Annotated in this window: 16 protein-coding genes; 6 read left to right on the top strand and 10 right to left on the bottom strand. The window is 52.2% G+C overall.

Annotated elements, in window-relative coordinates; all coding sequences use genetic code 11:
• The first annotated feature begins 150 nt into the window (after window positions 1–150).
• From A8990_RS04200 to A8990_RS04190, 3 genes are all read left to right on the top strand, one after another.
• Window positions 151–990, top strand: a complete 840-nt coding sequence (locus A8990_RS04200) for a phytanoyl-CoA dioxygenase family protein (protein WP_116187767.1) — start codon at window positions 151–153, stop codon at window positions 988–990.
• A gap of 120 nt (window positions 991–1110) precedes the next feature.
• Entirely contained in the window at window positions 1111–1545 is a 435-nt protein-coding gene (locus tag A8990_RS04195; RefSeq protein WP_245995834.1) for a hypothetical protein, read from the top strand.
• Window positions 1545–2612: a phosphodiester glycosidase family protein gene (locus tag A8990_RS04190; protein ID WP_116187766.1), complete on the top strand. Its 1068-nt coding sequence runs from the start codon at window positions 1545–1547 to the stop codon at window positions 2610–2612. The genes A8990_RS04195 and A8990_RS04190 overlap by 1 nt, the downstream gene beginning before the upstream one ends.
• Before the next feature lie 331 nt (window positions 2613–2943).
• Here A8990_RS04190 and A8990_RS04185 read toward each other — a convergent pair whose 3' ends face one another.
• The 3 genes from A8990_RS04185 to A8990_RS04175 all read right to left on the bottom strand — a co-directional run bounded on the left by A8990_RS04185 (window position 2944) and on the right by A8990_RS04175 (window position 5490).
• Window positions 2944–3492, bottom strand: coding sequence for a glutathione peroxidase (locus A8990_RS04185; protein ID WP_116187765.1), 549 nt, complete (start codon window positions 3490–3492; stop codon window positions 2944–2946).
• A 176-nt stretch (window positions 3493–3668) separates the two neighbouring features.
• On the bottom strand, window positions 3669–4688 hold the full coding sequence (locus A8990_RS04180) for a Gfo/Idh/MocA family protein (RefSeq protein WP_116187764.1): 1020 nt from the start codon (window positions 4686–4688) through the stop codon (window positions 3669–3671).
• A 34-nt stretch (window positions 4689–4722) separates the two neighbouring features.
• Window positions 4723–5490, bottom strand: a complete 768-nt coding sequence (locus A8990_RS04175) for a sugar phosphate isomerase/epimerase family protein (protein ID WP_245995833.1) — start codon at window positions 5488–5490, stop codon at window positions 4723–4725.
• A gap of 164 nt (window positions 5491–5654) precedes the next feature.
• On the opposite strand from A8990_RS04175, the gene A8990_RS04170 reads away from it, so the two are divergent.
• The 3 genes from A8990_RS04170 to sdaAA all read left to right on the top strand — a co-directional run bounded on the left by A8990_RS04170 (window position 5655) and on the right by sdaAA (window position 8115).
• Window positions 5655–6458 carry an AraC family transcriptional regulator gene (locus A8990_RS04170; protein WP_116187762.1) on the top strand — a complete coding sequence of 268 codons (804 nt, stop codon included), beginning with the start codon at window positions 5655–5657 and terminating at the stop codon, window positions 6456–6458.
• A gap of 61 nt (window positions 6459–6519) precedes the next feature.
• On the top strand, window positions 6520–7200 hold the full coding sequence (gene sdaAB, locus A8990_RS04165; RefSeq protein WP_116187761.1) for an L-serine ammonia-lyase, iron-sulfur-dependent subunit beta: 681 nt from the start codon (window positions 6520–6522) through the stop codon (window positions 7198–7200).
• A gap of 21 nt (window positions 7201–7221) precedes the next feature.
• On the top strand, window positions 7222–8115 hold the full coding sequence (gene sdaAA, locus A8990_RS04160) for an L-serine ammonia-lyase, iron-sulfur-dependent, subunit alpha (RefSeq protein ID WP_116187760.1): 894 nt from the start codon (window positions 7222–7224) through the stop codon (window positions 8113–8115).
• Window positions 8116–8124: 9 nt separating this feature from the next.
• Here the strand turns inward: sdaAA and A8990_RS04155 are convergent, their stop codons facing one another.
• The 7 genes from A8990_RS04155 to A8990_RS04125 all read right to left on the bottom strand — a co-directional run bounded on the left by A8990_RS04155 (window position 8125) and on the right by A8990_RS04125 (window position 17007).
• The gene (locus A8990_RS04155; protein ID WP_116187759.1) at window positions 8125–8370 is read right to left on the bottom strand and encodes a hypothetical protein; all 246 of its coding nucleotides are present in this window, start codon (window positions 8368–8370) and stop codon (window positions 8125–8127) included.
• The gene (locus A8990_RS04150) at window positions 8367–8693 is read right to left on the bottom strand and encodes a hypothetical protein (RefSeq protein ID WP_116187758.1); all 327 of its coding nucleotides are present in this window, start codon (window positions 8691–8693) and stop codon (window positions 8367–8369) included. The genes A8990_RS04155 and A8990_RS04150 overlap by 4 nt, the downstream gene beginning before the upstream one ends.
• A gap of 17 nt (window positions 8694–8710) precedes the next feature.
• The gene (locus A8990_RS04145; RefSeq protein ID WP_116187757.1) at window positions 8711–10816 is read right to left on the bottom strand and encodes a right-handed parallel beta-helix repeat-containing protein; all 2106 of its coding nucleotides are present in this window, start codon (window positions 10814–10816) and stop codon (window positions 8711–8713) included.
• A gap of 99 nt (window positions 10817–10915) precedes the next feature.
• A complete protein-coding gene (locus A8990_RS04140) occupies window positions 10916–12517 on the bottom strand; it encodes an ABC transporter substrate-binding protein (RefSeq protein WP_181909386.1) in 1602 nt (533 codons plus the stop codon).
• Window positions 12518–12622: 105 nt separating this feature from the next.
• Entirely contained in the window at window positions 12623–13513 is an 891-nt protein-coding gene (locus A8990_RS04135; protein WP_116187755.1) for a carbohydrate ABC transporter permease, read from the bottom strand.
• Between the two features lie 14 nt (window positions 13514–13527).
• Complete coding sequence (locus tag A8990_RS04130) at window positions 13528–14469, bottom strand: ABC transporter permease (RefSeq protein WP_116187754.1); 942 nt, start codon at window positions 14467–14469, stop codon at window positions 13528–13530.
• A 189-nt stretch (window positions 14470–14658) separates the two neighbouring features.
• On the bottom strand, window positions 14659–17007 hold the full coding sequence (locus A8990_RS04125; protein ID WP_181909385.1) for an AraC family transcriptional regulator: 2349 nt from the start codon (window positions 17005–17007) through the stop codon (window positions 14659–14661).
• Between the last annotated feature and the right edge of the window lie 135 nt (window positions 17008–17142).

Genomic DNA, 17142 nt, shown 5'->3' with positions numbered 1-17142 from the left:
TCCCTCCTGGCAATCATGCTACCCCTATTGTAATAAACACAGTCGTTTTTGACAAAAAGGATAAGATATCGGAACAAAGAAAGCGGTGCCGGGCAGACGCTATAATAGGGGCATAAGGCAAGCGATCATGAAATAAAGGAGCGTTTATGAATGGAACAGCATGTAAACCTGGCTCAATTGCCAACTTTGGATGAGGCTTATGAGCTCTCCCCTGAGCAAATCGCGTCGTTTCAGAAGAACGGTCATATTTTTCTGAAGAATGTGCTTAAGCCTGAAGAAGTGGACGTTTACGAGCCGATTATCGAAGGCGTAGTGCGTGAGCATAATTACCAAACGAAGCCTGTTGAAGAGCGCGATACGTACGGCAAAGCTTTCATACAAATTACGAACTTGTGGGAAATGAGCGAGTCTGCGAAGCGTTTCGCATTCGCGAAGCGTTTTGCCAAAATCGCTGCAGAACTGATGGGTGTAGACGGCGTGCGCATGTACCATGACCAAGCGTTGTTCAAAGAGCCTGGCGGCGGTCATACGCCTTGGCACCAAGACCAGACTTACTGGCCGCTTAGCACCGACAAATCAATTACACTGTGGATGCCGCTCGTACCGATCTCCGAGGAAATCGGCTCGATGACATTCGTTGACGAATCGTACCAAAGCGGCTACTTGAGCCGTCAAGATATTTCCGATGAATCGCATAAGACGATCGGTTCTTATGTCACTGGCAAAGGGCTGCCGACGACGAATTATGGCGCAATGGAAGCAGGCGACGCAACCTTCCACGCCGGCTGGACGATTCACAGCGCGCCAGGCAATCCAACGAATCGGATGCGCGAAGTGATGACGATCATCTATATCGCGGATGACATGATCGTTGCCGAGCCAGACAGCAATGCACGCAGAAGCGATCTCAATAGCTGGTTCCCAGGCATCAAGCCGGGCGAGCTGGCCGCATCTCCTAAAAATCCGGTGCTTTACAACAAGAACGCCTAGCATTTACAAAAACGAAAGAGCTCCTTCTGCATATGCAGAGGGGGCTCTTCTTCTATTCTATGAATCTAGTATGTTAAAATAGAGGTCAAAGTGCTTACCGAAATAGGAGATTGATTGCTTATGCATACAGACACAGGCTATGAAACAAGATCCGCTGCCAGCTATGAGCGGAGCAGACAGACACGCAAGAAAGGATTATCCTTACCGCTATTTCTCTTCATTTGGGTCCTTCTCATCGGCTCCGGCGTGCTGGGAACGATCTGGTATACGGGCAAGCTCAAGCAGAACTTGACCGATCAAGTCAACCAGCAGACCGCCCAGCAGATATCCGCGATGCAGGCCGATTATAAGAAGCAGCTGGAGGAGCTGACGACGAACTTTAACGGCGAACTCACTACAATTCAAGGCAAAGTTGATGCGATCAATGAGCTTCTCGAGTTCTCCAAGGACAATATGAGCAGCAAGACCGATAACAGCAACAAGCTGTACAGCCAAATTGCCGATGTGAAGAAGCAGCTGAATGAGCTGAAGAAAAGTTTGGATGTGCTCAAATAATGACCGTCAAACAATTAAACCGTCTCATGCTAGCGTCGCTGGCCCCTTTTATCGGCATGCTCATATGGCTCTTGAATTCGAACCTCACGTTCGAGCTGACGGACGCGGCTTTTCCGAAGGATACGACTCCGCTCGCTGCTGTTCCCGCGCAGAGCACTTCGGTCATTAGCGGCCTTGATCAAGCGAAGCAGCTAGCGATACATACCGCCTCATCCATTAAGAAGAATGTGAAGCTCTATCTTGCGGTGAATGAGAAAATGAACGGTGTCGTCACTTTAACCTACTCGCAGCTTGGACGTCCGTCACTCATTTACGACCGCCGAATTACCCGCAAGATCGGTTCGCCGGTGCAGCAGGTGCAATCGGACAAGCTGACGGCGCAGCTGTTCACCATTCGTGCGGAAAAATTCAGCGGCTATGCGCTTAAGGTAAAGCTGAAGTCCGAGAATGGGATGAAAATGGTGCTGGGCAATGACAAGTACGGCAGCGCAGAGACGACATTGTCCGCCGTACGCCGGTACAATGCAATCGCAGGCGTAAACGCCGGCGGATTCGCCGACTCCGATGGCAAACGCTATCCGCTCAGCACAACGATGCTGAACGGCAAATATGTCGGAGGGTTTCATCCGTCGGAGAAGGATTTGTTCTTCGTTGGGCTCAACGATAGTTTGAAGCTCATTGGCGGCAAAATGACCGACCGCAGCGAGCTCGATGAGAAGAATCTGAAGTTCGGCGCTTCCTTCGTTCCTGTGCTGATGAAGAACGGCGTTCCGATGCCGATCCCGCAGAAGTGGCTGACCAGCCCTTCCCGCGCGCCGCGTACCGTCATCGCCAACTACAAGGATAACCAGCTGCTCTTCCTCGTTATCGACGGGCGAGATGAAGCCGGCAGTTCAGGCGCTACGCTTACGGAGATGCAGTACTTGCTGGAGCGGTTTGGCGCAATGGACGGCTACAACCTCGACGGCGGCGGCTCATCGTCGCTCATCTTCAACGGCCGCGTCATCAACCATCCTTCGGACGGGACGCTGCGGCCGCTGCCGACGCATTTTTTGTTTTTTAAATGAGGATGTTGAGTGGACCGCCTTCTTCGGAAGGCGGATCTCTTTGCGCGAGAGATCCAAATCCGATCTCTCAGCTTTACGGATCGCCTTTTTTGCTGCTGAGAATGCTGATTTGGATCTCTCAGCAGAGCGGTCCGCTCTTATCGGGCGGTTCTCGGCGCGAGAGATCCAAATTCGGTCTCTCAGCTCGACGGATTGCCTTTTCCGCTGCTGAGAGTGCTGATTTGGATCTCTCAGCAGCGCGGCCCGCTCATATCCGCGATTTCTCGCCGCGAGAGATCCAAATCCGTCTCTCAGCTCGCGAAATCGCTTTTTTCATCCACTATTGCACTTATTAAAGCAACGATTGAATAATCGCCCCTAACTCCAGCGGATCCGTCGTTGTCTCGTAGCGCCCATACACCTGACCGTCTCGCGCGATTAGAAACTTGGTGAAATTCCACTTCACTCCGTCGCCAGCGTAATAATTCGAATACTTGTCACGCACGAAGCTGTCCATCTTCTGCCCTTCCGAAGTTTCAGTATCGAACCCGCGGAATGGAGCCTGCTCCGTCAAATAGACGAATAAGGGATGCGCCTCTCCACCTCTAACCTCCACCTTCTCAAACAGCGGAAACGTTACGCCAAAGTTCTGCTCGCAATATTCCCTCACTTCCAAGCTGTTCCCTGGCTCTTTGGCGTTGAATTGGTTGCACGGAAAACCAAGCACTTCCAATCCTTGCTCGCGGTAGCTTTCGTAGAGCTTCTGAAGACCTGGTAATTGACGTGAATAGCCGCACTTGCTGGCTGTGTTCACAATGAGAAGAACCTTGCCGCGGTATGCGGATAATGCAACTGGGCTGCCATTAATGTTATTCAGTTGAAAATCATAGATCGACGTCATATGCGTACTCCACCTCGATTGGGCTATTTTTAAGTAACGATAGCACAGCGAGCGCTATTGGAAAAATATATAAAACGAATAATCGCTATAGCATACAGCAATAACACTTCGGCGACAATAAAAAACTCCAGCTCCGCCTTATCCGGCAGAACTGGAGGTCTTATCTAGGTGCCCTATTACAGGCTGATTACTTTGCCAGTAGCTTGCGATTCGAACGCTGCAAGGATAACGGCCAGCGATTTGCGGCCTTCTTCGCCGGAGATGCTTGGCTTTGTTTTCGTAACGATGGAGTCGATGAACGCGTCAACAACGCCGCTCGTTTCTTGCTTGTCGTTCGTGCTGATGGCACCAACGTTGTAACGCTCAACTGTGCCGTTGCGCAGTTCAACGATGATTTGGTCTCTTGGATCCGTACCGATCTTCATAACGCCGTTCTCGCACCAGAACACTGTGCTGTTGTCTTCGCCTTTGTAGTACGTCCAGCTAGCAACAAGCGTACCGATTGCGCCGCTCTTCATGCGAAGAAGGCAAGTTGCGTTATCGTCTACGTCTGTACCTTCTTTGTCCAGCGTGCCGATGAAGCCCGTAACTTGAGCAACTTCATCGTCAAGCAGGTAGCGGATCAAGTCGGATTTATGCACGCCGAGGTCACCCATCGCGCCCATGATTGCTTCCGGCTTGCGGAAGAACCAGCTGCCTTTGCCGTCTACGCTCCAGCCTTCCGGACCTGGGTGGCCGAACGACGTACGGAATGTAAGAACGCGGCCAAGCGAACCGTTCTTAAGAATTTCTTTTGCCTTCACGTGAGGAGGCATCAGACGTTGGTTGTGGCCAACCATCAGGTATACACCGTTCTTGCTTGCAGCTTCGATCATTGCAGCTGCTTCTTCGTCTGTCGAAGCCATTGGCTTCTCAACCAGAACGTGTGCGCCCGCGTTCGCTGCAGCGATTGTTACTGGAGCATGAAGATAGTTCGGCGTGCATACGCTAACTGCGTCTGGCTTAATTTTGCTCAGCATTTCCTCATAGCTTGCAAAAGCTTCTGCGTCGTATTTCTCCGCCAGCTCTTGTGCGCGCTCGATTACTGGGTCAACGAAAGCGACGAACTGGACGTTTGGATTTACTGCATATTCAGGAATGTGACGGCGGATTGCGATCGCGCCGCAGCCTACAACGGCTACTCTTACTTTACTCATGATGGCGTATATCTCCCTTATTCAATAATAATGGTTATGCTTTGTGGCCGTTCTCACGGAGCCAGTTGATGCTTGTTTGTACCGATTCAAGCGGCGGGTTTGCACATCTGTCTTGCTCGACAACGATCCATTGCACGTTTGCTTTGTCAGCTGCAGCAATAATATCGTTCAGTGCAAGGTCGCCTTGGCCAAGCTCGACCGTGTCGATTTGCTCGCCTGGGTGGCCTTTGCGGAAGTCCTTCAAGTGAAGCAGCGGCAGACGGCCAGCATACTTCGCGATATATGCAAGTGGATCTACGCCGGAGTATTGAACCCAGCCGATATCCATTTCAACTTTGAGCAGATCAGCAGGTACTTTCGTGTACATGGCGTCAAATACGAACTCGCCATCGATCTTCAGTGCGAATTCGAAGTCGTGGTTATGATAGCAGAATTCGAGGCCTGCTTCATGGAATTTCTTGCCGAATTGCTCCAGCTTCGTGATCAGCTCACGCCAGAACGCTTCGCCGCCAGCAACCATCTCAGGGGAAACCCATGGAAGGATCGCATAAGTCGCGCCGATTGTTTTCAGATACGCGATTTCGCCTTCGATATTCGATTCAAGCTGCTGCAAGCCAATATGGCTGCCGAAAGCTTCGATACCAAGCTCATCGAGCAATGCCTTCATTTCTTCTGCAGGAATGTCGCCATAGCCAGCAAATTCAACGCCTTCATAGCCCATAGCCGCTACTTGACGAAGCGTGCCTTTGAAGTCTTTAGCCAAGTCATCACGTACTGTGAACAGTTGCAAACCGATTTTCACGTTTAATCTCTTCCTTTCGGGAGGTATGTAGCTTGCGCCCTAGTGAAACGCATAGCTTCTCAAGTTTACCAATATGACACTCATTATAGTAGAATTTGAGTGCTGACGAGATGTATTATATAACAATAACATGTACTATTTTGCTGCAAAATGAGGTGGACAGCGTGTTAACCGAAGTTATGAGCTGTAGCTACTCGTATCATACACAGCCATTCCAAATTACGAATCACGGCAGCCTGCGCGCCTATCTCTTCCGCTTGCAAACCGAGGGTACCTGCGAGGCGCTCGTGGACGGACGAATGCAGCGCATCGAAGCCGGGGACCTGCTGCTTTTCAGGCCTGGCGATGCCTATCATTTGAATGTAATCTCACCTCATAACGATGCCGATACCAATGAAGCTGAAAGCGGCGTTAAGAGCGGCGACTACTATGTCATCTGCCGCGGCAGCTGGCTCGATGAATGGTGGAGCCGTAAGGACCGTCCGCGCAAAGTAAAGGTCGTTCCCGATGAGCGCTGGCTGTCGATTTGGCAAGCTCTCATCCTGGAGAAGCGGCGCTTCGAAGCGGAAGATACGGAACTGGCCGACTATTTGCTCCGCGCGCTATGCCTCGGCCTTGACCGTGCAATATCGACGCAATCCGCCCTGCAGGGCAAGTCATTCATCGCAACCCGCATGAAGAATTTTATCGACGAACATGCCGCCGATCCCTTCACCGTCTCTGACATTGCGAATCACGTGGGCTTAAGCGTCTCGCGCACCGTCCACCTGTTCAAGGAATGCTATGCCATGACCATCATACAGTATACCCAAAATGTCCGGTTATCCATGGCCATCGAACGAATCAAGTACAGCACGATGACGCTCGAACAAATCGCCGAAACTTGCGGCTTCGGCAGCTACTCGTACTTTTACCGCGTCTTCCGGCAGAAGTATGGCGTATCCCCCGCTGTCTACCGCATCCAATAATGAGTTGAGGAACCAGGCTTGGGCAACACTATGACAAAATAGTCGGGAGGTCGGCGGAAGCGTGCGTTTTAAAGATGTGTTCTCCATCATTGGTCCATCGATGGTCGGGCCGTCCAGCTCGCATACGGCGGGAGCGGTTCGTATCGGTCTTGTAGCGCATCAGCTGCTCGGCGCTGTGCCGAAGCGGGCAGAAATCTTGTTCTACGGTTCTTTCGCGGCGACTTATCAAGGGCATGGCACGGATATCGCCATTGTGAGCGGCCTATTAGGATTCGCTACCGACGATATCCGGATCCCTAATGCACTCTCCGTCGCCGGGGAACAAGGGATGGATGTGATTTTCGGGCAAGGAAAAGGGCTGTTCTCGCACCCGAATACGGTGAAGCTGCTACTCGAGACGAGCGAGCCTGAGGCTAGAAAGCTATCGCTCGTCGGAACGTCTATCGGCGGCGGCAATATCGAAATTGTAAGCGTGAATGAGTTTAGGGTGAAGATTACCGGAGACTATCCAACTCTCGTCATACTGCACGAGGACAGGACCGGCATCATCGCGGATGTCACCTCTATGCTGAAGTCCGAGCGCGTCAACATCGGATATATGTCGGTCGACCGCAAAGGAAGAAGCGGTCAAGCGCTGACCGTGCTGGAGCTCGATGATATGCTGCCTGACTCGCTCATTCCCGCACTCCAAACGATCGATCATGTGCAGCATATATCCAAGATTGATCTATCTCAATTCTAATTAGAAGAGGAGGCGGATGCGATGAAATTTCGAACGCTGGCCGAGCTCGGCGTGCTTTGTGCGGAACGCGGCTTGTCCATCGGCAAGCTGATGCTTGAGGAGCAAAGCGCAGAATCCGGCAGATCGCAGCAGGACGAATTCAGCAAAATGGCCGCTTATTACGACGTTATGAAAGAGGCCGTGCAGCGCGGGCTGCATGAGAATACGACGTCGCGGAGCGGGTTGACCGGCCTTGATGCGCAGCGCGTCGTCGCCCACCGGCAGCAGCAGGAGGCATGCCTCGGCGAACACGCGAGCAACGCGATGGCGTATGCGCTTGCCGTCTCCGAGGTGAACGCCTCGATGGGCCGCATCATCGCGACGCCGACTGCCGGTTCCTGCGGCATCATCCCTGGCGTGTTCGTCAGCAGTCAGGAGCGATTCGGCTGGGATGACGAACACCTCGTCTACGGCTTGTTCGCAGCCGGGGCGATTGGCTTCGTCATCGCGAACAATTCCTTCGTCTCCGGCGCGGAAGGCGGCTGCCAAGCCGAAGTCGGCTCCGCCATCGGCATGGCGGCAGGCGCGCTCGTCGAGCTGCGCGGCGGTACGCCCGTCCAGGCGATTCACGCGGTAGGACTCGCGCTCAAGAACACGCTCGGCCTCATCTGCGATCCGGTCGGCGGACTCGTCGAGATTCCGTGCATCGTGCGCAATGGCTTCGGCGCAGTGTCCGCGCTGGCTGCCGCGGATATGGCACTCGCAGGGGTCCGCAGCGTCATCCCATCGGACGAAGTGATACAAGTGATGCTCGAGGTCGGCTCCGCGATGCCGGAGATCCATCGAGAAACGGCCGGTGGCGGCCTCGCAACGACGCCGACCGGACGCAAAATTATGAAGAAGCTTCGGGAGCAGAAGAAACCTCCACGAAGCTAGCTCAGCAGTTCAGGCCAGCTCATCGGAAACTTCAAGTAAGAGGGGTACGTAGTGCCCCTCTTTTGACGTTTTCGCCGAGTTTCTGAAGAAGAGAGGTAGTACGTACCTCTCTTCTGGCTTTTTTGCCAATTTTCTGCTGAAGAGAGGTAGTACGTACCTCTCTTCTGGCTTTTTTGCCAATTTTCTGCTGAAGAGGGGTACCACGTACCTTTCTTTCTTACTAACTAGTCCACCAAACCAGCTTCCTCCCCTCATCCCCCCGCTTGCCCACCAATGTAGTCCACCAAACCAACTTCTTCCCCTTTACCCGCCTTTTCACTATTACTCGACCAGTGTAGATACCTGGGGTACTCTCTTTTGCTCATTCCACCGGTTTTCCTCCAATGTAGATACCTGGGATACTCTCTTTTGCTCATTCCACCGATTTTCCGCCAATGTAGATACCTGGAGTACTCTTTTACTGTTACATCGGCATAGTCCATCACACCAGCCTCTCTGCCTAACCTCCCAGGTGCCGAAATCCCCAACCGCCACAAAAAATCCTCGAACCCGAGTTCGAGGATTTCTAGGATTTTCACACACTCACTCACTCCAGCTACTCTCTCGCCCAAGGAAACGACGCCGTCAGCCCGATACGGCTCATATCGATCGGCTCCCAGCCTAGCCCGAAAGCCGGCGATTCCGGCCGCAGCTCGATCTGGAGCGCGCCGTCGCTGTCTTTCTCGAACGAGAGCAGCGGATCCGCTTGCAGAGTATGGGAATCATAGCGCCCATCCAATTGCGCACGCCATTCCTCCCACGGGATCGGACGATGGCCACGCTTATCGTCATTATAGATGCCCGTCACAGTCGGCAAGCTCTCGCCGTTGCAGAACAGATTATAGTCCGCCTCCTGCAGCCTCCGGTCATCAAAGTTAACGAAGTGGTACAGCTGCTCCCCCGACTCGTAAGCGATATTGCGGACAAACGTAATATCGCGGTTCGCTTCGCCAGCCATCTCCTGCGTGCCGAACGCCGCATTCGCTCCATTGCGAACGAGCAAATTGTTCTCGATGCGATTGCCGATTCCTTTGGAGAATATAACGAACCACAGCGTCCCGCTCCCCGCGCTGAACAAGTCGTGAACCACGTTATGCGATACCACGTAATGATCAGAGGCATCGTCCAAATAGATACAGAAGCCGAAGGAGAAATAAATGCCGCTGTGATGGAACCGGTTATACGTAATTTGATTGCCGACGCCCGGCCCCCACGACTCGATCATGCCGCCATCCTGGCTGTCCTTCATCACATCCCACACGTTATTGCGTGTAATGACGTTGTTCCGCGTATGAGTAAAATCATAGTGATTGTCCAAAGTCACCTTCGTCCCATAATAGGACTCTTCCATTGCGCCATAACGGAGCCCTTTCAGCGAAATACCATAGCGCGGCATCCCGTGAATTTCATTATTGGAAACTTCGTTCGAGCCGCTCTGATAGAGCTGAAGCCCGCTACCGTGACCGATCAGCTCACCGCCGTAACGAATGAGATTATTCGTAATAAGATTAAACTTGCTCACATCCGCCTCAGCCGCACTTGCAAAATCACCTTCACCCGGAGCGAAGCCCAGCACATACACGCCGTTATAGCCCAGATGCTCAATCAGGTTATCCGCGATCGTATTATGCTGGCAGTATCCATTCAGCACGACTCCGCTGAAGCCGCTTTGCTGGATTCGGCAGCCGCGAACCGCATTCCCTACTGCATTCTCCATGTAGATCAGCCCGTCGCGACTCTCCTTCTGCTCACAGTTCTCGGAGGGCATGCGATACTGCTGCGCGCAGTCCGAATACGCGATGGTCAGCCCTTCCAGCCGGATGCCGCTTACCGGACGTTCCACCGATTCCCCGCATAGCTCGATCACCCGCCGGACCGTCGGCACGACAATCGACTGCTCGGCAATCGGCAGCTGCCTCGGATAATAATAGAGCATGCCCTCTGCTTCATCACAGTAGAATTCGCCTGGCTCGGTCAGCAGTTGCAGCGCTCCTTGAATCCGGTAGCGGGAGCCGCGGTCGATTCCCCACGGGGCAGGCTCAGCGAATGAGATTTCCTTCGCGTCCCTATCGATTTCCCCGATCGTCTTCGTCTCCGTGAACCAGATCCACTCACCCTCGCCGGGCCAAATATGGATCTGAGCACCGGCATCAAGCGCAAAATCAGGCAGGTCGCCTTCCCCGAACTTGAAGCCGCGCCTGTCATCGCGTTCCGCCTTTCCGGCAGCCGCATTGTATCCCACTTTCGGCCAGCGGGCTTTCACCGCGCGAACGCCATTCTCATAGAGCGTTTGAACCGCCGCCACTCCTGTATCCGCTCCGCTTCCTTCCAACCGAACCCGGTAATTCCCACCATGATACGGCTCCCACGACGCACCGTCCACCATCTTACCGCCAGCAATGCAAACCTCTTCCCCAGGTACGCTGCGATAAGTGACAGAACGTTCGACCGCTTCTGCGAACCCATCGCGCCCATCAAACCTCAGCGGCGCACTCAGCTCATATACGCCGCCGCCAATCCACACCGTGATGCTCTCCGCATATCCCTCAGCAAGCTTCGCGCGCACCAGCTCCTGCGCTCGGCCTATCGTACGCACCGCATTCGAGGCAGCAGCACCGTGATCCCCGTCGTTGCCACTTACACACGACACATAAAGCTCCATCCCTTCATTCCCTCCCCGAATGAAAAAAGAGACACAGGCGCGCTTTCCGCAACCTGTGCCTCCTTCGCATCATAAGCCTATCCCTAACTTATCACAAGCTTATTTCAGGCCTTGCTTCTTCAGCCACTCATCCCATTGCTTCTGAATCTCTTGGTCGATCTTGTCTTGGCCTGCAGCCTTCAGCTTCTCGATGTATTTCGGCATAATCTCAGCCGGATCAACCGCACCTGTCTCCAGTGCAGGACCATACTCGTTGTTGACCGCAGCCGTGTTCGCAAGCTCCGACTTGATCGGATCTTGGTTGATCGAGAAGCCGTACGAAGCGGCTACCATCGCATTGTTGTTCAGATCAATCGTCTTCTGCCATACGTCTGCCGTTTGCGGTGCTTTCAGGTAAGCGTTAAACTGGTCGCCGAATACCCAGTCCACGTTCGGTGCATAGCCGGAATCTTTGATCGGCTCGATGTAGTTCTCGTCCTTCTTCGTATAGTGCTTGCCTTCGATACCGTAGCAGATCAGGTTGTACAGATATTTATCTGTGCTCAGCAGGTTCATGAACATCAGCGCGCGCTCCGGATTTTTCGATGTTTTGCTGATGATCTGCATGGCGCTGGAGATACCTGTGAAATACGTGTCGGAGATTGGTGCGTATACAACTTCTTTGCCGCCGTTGTTGTTCATTTCGTCAAGCTCGCCGCCTGGCTTCGTCGTGAACTCGATGCCGACCGCCACATTGCCCTTCTTCTTCAGATCGCCGAAGTTTTTCAAGATCGGAGCATCTTCGTTGATGTAGCCCGCTTCGTACCATTTGTGCAGCGTATTGTAGTAGTCTTTCTTCTCGTTGATTTGCTGTTCAGCCGTCAGAATTGTATAGTTCGGATCGTCTTTCTTGTAGGAAACAGCGAGACCGTCTGTACCCACCCAGCTCGGATCTGTAAAGAATCCCCATGAGTTTTGGCCGAGACCGAACGGAACGACGCCTGGCTCATTGTCATGGATTTGTTTCAAGAACGGCTCGATGTCCTTGTACGTATGGATGGAGCTGATGTCGAGGTTGTATTTATCGGCAAAACGCTTCTGGATAACCAAGCTCTTCGTCTTCGCTGCAACTTGATACACAGGGAAGCCGTATACTTTGCCGTCGTTCGCTTTCATGTCCGGCCAGAACTTATCCGGCACATTGGCACGAGCTTCTTTGGCATACTTGTTGATCATATCGTCCGTCAGCTCAAGGAATGCGCCTTTATCGATATTCGCTTGATAGCTGAGGAGCCAGGATCTCGACGCCCATGCGATATCGAACTCTTCGCCGGAAGCCATGATCGTGTTCATTTTCGGATCGTATTCATCGAAGGAGAGCGGTTTCAAATCTACGGTTGCGTTGATTTTCTCTTTCAGATACTTGTTGACTTCATCGTTCACGGCCTGCTGATCCGGACCTGGCGGGTTGCTTGGATAGTAGAACGTCAGCTTCACTTCAGGAAGCTCTTCCTTGGCAGGCTCTGTCGTTGTGTCTGTAGCCGCATTATTGGTCGTATCTGCAGCTGCGTTCGTCGTATTCGACGTCGTGTCTGCTGTATTGTCGGCCTTATTGGCGTTGTTTGTGCCACTGTTGTTGTTGCTGGAGCAGGCTGCGATGATGCCGAAACATAACAGGACAAGACATAGTTTGTAGATAGCCCCGGATACTTTCAATTTCATGGACGACACACCTCTCATTTTAGTTAACCCCATACCTTTTATTTAATCAAGTACAAACAATCGCGGCTCGCACATCACCTCCTTTAATAATCCAGCCTGACGTCATTAGCCCTTCAGCGAACCAACCGTAATGCCCCGGACAAAATATTTCTGGAAGAACGGGAAGATGATCAGCATCGGCCCCCCGGCCAGAATCGCCATCGCCATCCGGACGGACAGCGTCGGGAAGTTCGCGTACTGCAGCTTATCTGCCGCTTCGGCTAGAGGCGAATTCGCCAGAAACTCGATTTGCGAGAGGATGCGTACGAGCAGCAGCTGCAGCGGCACATATTTGTCATTGTCGATGAACAGCAGCGCCGTGAACCAGTCATTCCAATAAGCGAAGGAGATGAACAGTCCGAGCGTGGCCAGCGCAGGCGTCGACAGCGGCAAAATCATTTGCAGGAAAATTCGTTTCTCGGTTGCTCCATCCATCTTGGCGGATTCGATGATTTCCATCGAGATTTTGTCAAGAAAGCCTTTCATGATGAGGATATTGTAAGGGCTGAGCAAGAGCGGAATGATGAGCGCGGCGAGCGTGTTCTTGAGGTGAAAATACTGGGTCATCATGATATAGAACGGGACCAGACCGCCGTTGAACAGCATCGTGAAGAACACATAGAACGTGATCGGACGCTGGTAGCGGAAGTCCCGCCGTGAAATCGGGTACGCGGTCAGCGCGGTCAGGAACATGGCAATAACCGTTCCGATCACCGTAATTAGAATGGTAACGCCATAGCCTTTAAGCATAATGCTCGGTTCTATGAATATGATCCGGAACGCCTCGAAGCTTATCGAATGGGGAATGAACCGGTATCCATATTGAACGAGGCTGTCCTCCGACGTAATCGATACGGCAATGACGAGCAAGAAAGGCAATGTGATGAGCGCGCATACGATGATGAAGAAGGCGTTAATGAAGTAGTTGGCGCTTCGATCCAGCTTAGTCAGCGGCATAGCTTGCATTCCTCCTAGAATAGAGAGCTTTCCTTATCGACTCTGCGCACCAGATAGTTCGCCGAGACGATCGTCACGAGGCCGACTACGGATTGCAGGAATCCGACAGCTGCGGCGGAGTTGATGTCGCCAAGCTTCGTCAGTGCACGGTAGACATAGGTGTCGATAATGTCTGTCGTCGCAAAGTTCATCCCTACATTGTTCGGCACAAAATAATGGAGACCGAAGTCGCCTCTGAAGATACCGCCAAGTCCCAGGATAAACAGGATAATGACGAGCGGCTTGAGCAGCGGCAGCGTGATTCGCATCATCATCTGCGGCCGGGACGCTCCGTCCAGCTTTGCAGCTTCGTAATACTCGCTGTTAATGCCAAGGATGCCGGCGTAGTAGACCAGTGTTGAGAAGCCGACGCCTTTCCATATCGAAACTAATGGCAAGATGAAGATCCAAGGCTTCGTCTCGAAATACCATTTATGCGGCTCGAAGCCGAAGTTTTGAAGAACATTGTTCAGATAACCGCTCTTATGCTCAAGGAAGGCGTACGTGATATACCCCACGAGCACGAGCGAGATGAAATACGGCAGAAACATCGTCGTCTGGTAGATCTTCACCATGCGGCCCGACAATTCATTAAGAAGCAGGGCGAAGACAAGCGCTACAACGGTGCCCAATGTGATGTAAGCGAAGTTGTAGAGCAGTGTGTTGCGTATGATGCGCAGCGCATCCTGAGATTTAAATAGAAACGTGAAATTGTCGAACCCCACCCAGCGGCTTCCGAAGATGCCTTGGTCGTACCTGAAAAACTTGAATGCGAGAATTAAGCCGACCATCGGGAAGTAGCTGATAACGAGCTTGTACAGAATTCCCGGGAGCGCCAGCACGAGCAGTTCTCGATTTTTGCGAAAATAGATCCATTCCCTCTTAAACCATCTCCCGGTCCGAGACCCTAATTTCATAACAGATGACCGCCTCCTTCTGATTCACATCTTGCCACGGCCTCGCCAAACCCGGCTACAATACGATTTTCGAAAAGCTGCAGCAATCGCATGTAAAATGTTCGAATTAGTGTATATAAATGCAAAAAAACCGCCGTCCCCACTGGATAATGTGAGAATCGGCGGCCCCTTAAACCTTTAAGTGCCCCGTTATGAGATGGATTTCTTCATCCGATATTCCTTCGGCGTGCTTCCGAACTTCCCTTTGAACAAGCGGAAGAAGTAGCTCGGATTCCCGTAGCCGCACTTCTCCATCACCTCGATGACGGTATAATCGTCATTCTCGAGCAGCTCTTGCGCATGCCGGAGGCGCACATCGTTCATATATTCCGTAATCGAGACGCCTGTGCTGTCCTTGAACAGCTTGCCAATATATGCGGAGGTGAGCTTGACCGTTGAAGCGATCGACTGCTGGCTCAAATTAATGTCTGCATACTTCTGTTCAATGAGCTCTTTGATCGTCTCCAGAATCATATCGTTGCGTTCCATGCTGGCTGGCCGCTGCCCTTCACAGATCTTCGCGCATAGCGAGAGCAGCGTAATATACATCTCTTCGAGCGACTCTTTCTCCTGCGTCATATGGGTCGCATATTCCAGATCGACATCGAGCTTAATGACGCGATTGTTCGCAATTTCGGCTGCCGCATTCTTCATCGCCCAAGCGAGGTTGGACACCGCACGAAGCATATCGTCATACTGAAAATTGGCTAGGACGCTGAACGCCTTCTCCAGCTCGCTGCCCGCCTCGGACATCTGGCCCTTCTTCAGCGCCTCGGTCAGCCTCCGCTCGATCAGATCGGGAATAGCCGTCTGCTTGTTCGTCAAGTTCGGCTGCACTTGATCCGAGGTGATGATCGCTTTGTTGCCGACGATGATTTTGTACATACAGAGCTGCAATGCCTGATTATATGCCGTCGAGATATACGGGAACTGCAGGAACGGATCGCTGACGCCACAGGAGAGCGACACGCTGTAGTAGTGCTCAATCGTCTGCTGAATTTCGCTAATAAGCGGCACGACCTGCTCGAAGATGACATGCTCATCTTCGGCGCCTCTCGAGACGATCAGAACGACATGATCGCCGCGCACCTCTACCACCTCGCAAGGATAGGCTCGCGACATAATCTCCTGAGCAATATTGACGATCGCGAAGCTGTACATCTTCTTCGCCGTGCCGGTCGTATTGCGGTCGAATGACGCGTAATTATCGATCCTCAGCACGCACACGACAATTTCATCCGACACGGATATATGCAGCCCATGCTTCTGAATAAGCTCCAACATATCATGATGCGTAAATAAGCTGCTATCCGTCAGAAACTTGCGCAAATAATACTTGTTCACGATCTGCTCCGAGCTAATCTCCTGCAGCTTATGGCTCAGACGCATATAGTTATCGCTCATGAGATGGAATTCATCGCCCTCATATGCCGCTTGGACCCCGCCCCCGCCTTGCTTATCAGGCTGCTGAAGCCGAATGCGCCGCAGCATCCGCTCGATGGGCGTATAGAGCTTGTAAGACAGCCAGATCGAGATGCCGATGGCGATCAGCAAGAAGACGACTGCGATGACGATCGACTTCATACGCGTCGCTCTGACATCCTTCATCATCTTGTCATACGACTGGACGTAGATGATTGTCCAGTTGCGGACGCCGTCATCCATATAGGACACGAGCTTCTTCTGGCCATCGATCTGTCCGACGGTGAAGCCGGATGTCTTGTTACTCGCGGTTTTATCTTCGGCGACAAGCTGCTTGATCTGCTCCTTCTCCGCCGCGTTCGCAGACGCTTGATTCAGATCCGAGGAATAGAGCTGGCCGTTTTGATCGGCAATATAGATCTCTCCGCCCTCCTTGCTGCTGACCGCATCCATCTTCTTCAAGCTGTTGAACACCCAGTCGGACTTGATGTAGAGAATGATGGCGGATTCCGACCTTGAGAACGGTTTCAAAGAATTCGTGACGAGGTAAGCAAAGACGTCGATCTGCCCGTCATCTCGTTCCAGACTGACAGGAATTAATCGTGATGTGGAGTGGGGCTCGTTCGGATCGAATAGCCAATTGCGGATTTTTGCTTTTGTTTTCCCGTCGTCGAGTAGAAATGCAGTCGATGTGGCGTAAATTTCATTTTGCGTGTGGTTGTATACAGCGATGGAATGCAGGAAGGATGAACTGTCCATGTAGCTCGACAGTCGATTGTAGCCGCGAATCCAGTCCATTTTCGGCAGCTTCTGGTCAAACAGCATGGCAGCGATCTGATTGTCCTTGTTCACATAGTTGGATAAATGGCTGATGATTTCGTTCATGTAAGAGAGATTATATTGAATTTGCGACAGCACCTTCAGGTTGGACTGCTCCTGATTGCGCCGGACCGATTGCTCCAGCACGTAGGTGTTGACGAGGGTAAGCGCGATGAGAACGATAACCATCGATAACATAATAGAGATGAGTACGCGCTGCAAGTACTTCTTTGACTTGTAAATGCCAAATCCTTTCATGCAAGCTCCCCTTTCCCAAAGCTCTAGCGGCATAGCTTTATTATGGCAAAAGTGAGACAAGACTTCTATATCCTAACCGTGCTCGTTTCTTTACGTAGCCCTTTTTTTTCTCTATAATGGACCATTAAAGAGGTG

Source organism: Paenibacillus taihuensis, from assembly GCF_003386535.1.
In the GTDB taxonomy this organism is placed as follows: domain Bacteria; phylum Bacillota; class Bacilli; order Paenibacillales; family Paenibacillaceae; genus Paenibacillus_Z; species Paenibacillus_Z taihuensis.
This window is presented reverse-complemented; position numbering and strand designations above follow the sequence as displayed.